At 58.3% G+C, this 3,707-nt stretch carries 4 protein-coding genes; all 4 read right to left on the bottom strand.

Annotated elements, in window-relative coordinates; translation table 11 throughout:
- Window positions 1–113 (bottom strand): GTP-binding protein (locus HDG33_RS36695; protein ID WP_233461887.1); only part of this gene is annotated, 113 nt, incomplete at its 3' end.
- A gap of 48 nt (window positions 114–161) precedes the next feature.
- Complete coding sequence (fusA, locus tag HDG33_RS36690) at window positions 162–2,264, bottom strand: elongation factor G (protein WP_090802169.1); 2,103 nt, start codon at window positions 2,262–2,264, stop codon at window positions 162–164.
- Window positions 2,265–2,395: 131 nt separating this feature from the next.
- Window positions 2,396–2,866 carry a 30S ribosomal protein S7 gene (rpsG, locus tag HDG33_RS36685; protein WP_006053291.1) on the bottom strand — a complete coding sequence of 157 codons (471 nt, stop codon included), beginning with the start codon at window positions 2,864–2,866 and terminating at the stop codon, window positions 2,396–2,398.
- A 180-nt stretch (window positions 2,867–3,046) separates the two neighbouring features.
- Window positions 3,047–3,427, bottom strand: coding sequence for a 30S ribosomal protein S12 (rpsL, locus tag HDG33_RS36680; protein ID WP_006053290.1), 381 nt, complete (start codon window positions 3,425–3,427; stop codon window positions 3,047–3,049).
- Window positions 3,428–3,707 lie beyond the last annotated feature (280 nt).

The following is a 3,707-nucleotide window of genomic DNA, read 5'->3' as shown; positions in this document are numbered from 1 at the left end:
TGCGTCAGGACCGTCGTGATCGCTGCCGTCAGCGTGGTCTTGCCGTGGTCAACGTGACCGATCGTGCCCACGTTCACGTGCGGCTTGGTCCGCTCGAATTTACCTTTAGCCATGTTTCTCTTCTTTCAGAAAGTTAATCGTTGAATGACTTTGCCGCGCGATTACTTCGACTTCGCGTTGATGATCGCTTCCGACACGTTACGCGGAGCTTCAGCGTAGTGCTTGAACTCCATCGTGTACGTTGCACGGCCTTGCGTCAGCGAACGCAGAGACGTCGAGTAGCCGAACATTTCCGACAGCGGCACTTCGGCGCGAACGATCTTGCCGCCGCCAACCATGTCATCCATGCCCTGAACAATACCGCGACGGCCAGAGAGGTCGCCCATTACGTTGCCCATGTAGTCTTCTGGCGTTTCGACTTCGACAGCCATCATCGGTTCGAGGATGACCGGCTGTGCCTTGCGCATCGCTTCCTTGAACGCCATCGAACCGGCCATGCGGAACGCGTTTTCGTTCGAGTCGACATCGTGGTAGGAACCGAACGTCAGGTGAACCTTCACGTCCACGACCGGGAAGCCCGCCAGCACGCCGGCCTTCAGCGTTTCCTGGATACCCTTGTCGACTGCCGGGATGTATTCACGCGGAATCACACCGCCCTTGATCTCGTCCAGGAACTCGTAGCCCTTGCCTTGCTCGTTCGGCTCGAGCGTGATGACCGCGTGACCGTACTGGCCGCGACCACCCGACTGCTTGACGAACTTGCCGTCAACGTCTTCCGCCTTGCCGCGAATCGTTTCGCGGTAAGCCACCTGCGGCTTGCCAACCGTTGCTTCGACGCCGAACTCACGCTTCATCCGGTCGACCAGAATTTCCAAGTGGAGCTCGCCCATGCCCGAAATAATGGTTTGACCCGATTCTTCGTCCGTTTGAACGCGGAACGACGGATCTTCCTGCGCCAGACGGTTCAGGGCCAGACCCATCTTTTCCTGGTCCGGCTTCGTCTTCGGCTCAACAGCCTGCGAAATCACGGGTTCCGGGAAAACCATGCGCTCAAGCACGATCGGGCTCGTCGGATCGCACAGCGTGTCGCCGGTGGTCGCGTCCTTCAGGCCGACCGCAGCGGCGATGTCGCCTGCGCGCACTTCCTTGATTTCTTCGCGCTGGTTCGCGTGCATCTGCAGAATACGGCCCAGACGTTCCTTCTTGTCCTTGGTCGCGTTCAGCAGGGTGTCGCCCGAATTCACAACGCCAGAGTACACACGGAAGAAGATCAGTTGGCCGACGAACGGGTCGGTCATGATCTTGAATGCCAGTGCCGAGAACTTTTCGTCGTCAGCAGCGCGGCGCTCACCCTTTTCACCGTTTTCCAGCTCGCCGGTAACCGGCGGGATGTCGATCGGCGACGGCAGGAAGTCGAGCACGGCGTCCAGCATGCGCTGCACACCCTTGTTCTTGAACGCGGTGCCGCACAGCATCGGCTGGATTTCGCAAGCGATCGTACGGTCGCGCAGACCCTTGATGATTTCCTCTTCGGTCAGCTCACCCGACTCGAGGTACTTGTTCATCATGTCTTCGTTCGCTTCCGCCGCGGCTTCGACCATCTTTTCACGCCATTCGTTGCATGTGTCGACGAGCTCTGCCGGGATGTCTTCGTACGAGAACTTGGTGCCTTGCGACGCGTCGTCCCAAATGATCGCCTTCATCTTCATCAGATCGACGACGCCCGTGAAGTTCTCTTCCGCGCCGATAGGCACGACGACCGGAACCGGATTCGCCTTCAGACGCAGCTTGAGCTGGTCGTAGACCTTGAAGAAGTTCGCGCCGGTACGGTCCATCTTGTTGATGAACGCGAGACGGGGAACCTTGTACTTGTTAGCCTGACGCCACACGGTTTCCGACTGGGGCTGCACGCCGCCCACAGCGCAGTACACCATGCACGCGCCGTCGAGCACGCGCATCGAGCGCTCGACTTCAATCGTGAAGTCGACGTGACCCGGGGTGTCGATGATGTTGATGCGGTGTTCGGCGCGGTCGCCCGCCATGCCCTTCCAGAATGCCGTGGTAGCAGCGGAAGTAATCGTGATGCCGCGCTCCTGTTCCTGCTCCATCCAGTCCATGGTGGCAGCGCCGTCGTGAACTTCACCAATCTTGTGGTTCACGCCCGTGTAGAACAGAATGCGCTCGGTCGTCGTCGTTTTGCCGGCGTCGATGTGAGCGCTAATACCGATGTTACGGTAGCGCTCGATAGGAGTCTTGCGAGCCACTTTGATCCTCTATTGGGATGACGCGATGCGAGAGATGTCCATCGCGCTGTAACACAAACGGGCGAGGCGCCTTTGAAGCGCACCCGCCCGGAATTTCTTTCCGTTTTCCGCTAAACCCGAGGTGGGGAAGCTTAGAAACGGAAGTGCGAGAACGCCTTGTTGGCTTCTGCCATCCGGTGAACTTCGTCGCGCTTCTTCATCGCGCCGCCACGGCCTTCGGCCGCTTCGGAGAGCTCACCTGCCAGACGCAGGGCCATCGACTTCTCGCTGCGCTTCTTCGCGGCTTCACGCAGCCAACGCATCGCCAATGCCATACGACGCGACGGGCGCACTTCGACCGGAACCTGATAGTTCGCACCACCAACGCGGCGGCTCTTCACTTCGACCACCGGCTTGACGTTGTTGAGCGCCACCGTGAACACCTCCAGCGGGTCCTTGCCACCCTTGGTCTGGATCTGTTCGAAAGCGCCGTACACGATACGCTCGGCAACCGACTTCTTGCCGGAGAGCATCAGCACGTTCATGAATTTTGCTACATCAACGTTGCCAAACTTCGGATCCGGCAACACTTCCCGCTTGGGGACTTCGCGACGACGCGGCATGTTTCTTCCTTTACTTTTCAGTTGGAGCTGCTTACAGCCCCGCGGCCACCAACTAACCCGATTCATCCGTAAGACTAACCAGCCTGGTCGGGTGACCACTTACTCGATAGCACCGGCGATTCCGGCACCATCGCTATTACCGCCTTTGCAGGCGACCTGAAACTACGATCGACCGGCTAATTACTTGCCAGCCTTGGCACGCTTCGCACCGTACTTCGAGCGAGCCTGCTTACGATCCTTGACGCCCTGGGTATCCAGCGAGCCGCGAACCATGTGGTAACGCACACCCGGCAAGTCCTTCACACGGCCGCCGCGAATCAGCACGACCGAGTGTTCCTGCAGGTTGTGGCCTTCGCCACCAATGTACGAAATGACTTCGAAGCCGTTCGTCAGACGAACCTTGGCGACCTTACGGAGTGCCGAGTTCGGCTTCTTCGGCGTCGTGGTGTACACACGGGTGCACACGCCGCGACGCTGGGGGCAGTCCTGCAAAGCCGGGCTCTTGCTCTTCGTCGTTTCCGACGTGCGGCCTTTGCGAACCAGTTGATTGATGGTTGGCATTGATTATTCCTGAAATTGAACAAAATCGACGCATCGGTTTCCGGGCAAAGCGGAAACGCCCGCGCATCGAACTTCCGGCTGGCCCGCTTACGCACGAACTGAAGTTGCGCGTAGCATTCCAAGAACCGGAACCTAACATAATATTCCGAAAATACTAAGGGAGTCAACAGGTTGCGGTGTTTCGCCAAGGCAATCGCATTAGGACATCGTTAACCGACGGGTCTTAGCAGGTTAGTGCTTGTAAACTTCGGGGTGAAGGGCGTTTACTCTTGATTTTTGG

Source organism: Paraburkholderia sp. Cpub6, assembly GCF_014201065.1.
In the GTDB taxonomy this organism is placed as follows: domain Bacteria; phylum Pseudomonadota; class Gammaproteobacteria; order Burkholderiales; family Burkholderiaceae; genus Paraburkholderia; species Paraburkholderia tuberum.
The sequence above is the reverse complement of the archived record's forward strand: the minus strand, read 5'-3'. Positions and strand labels throughout refer to the sequence as shown.

Coding starts and splice junctions, on each gene's coding strand:
- rpsG (WP_006053291.1), bottom strand. CDS start 2,866: ATGCCGCGTCGTCGCGAAGTCCCCAAGCGGGAAGTGTTGCCGGATCCG.
- rpsL (WP_006053290.1), bottom strand. CDS start 3,427: ATGCCAACCATCAATCAACTGGTTCGCAAAGGCCGCACGTCGGAAACG.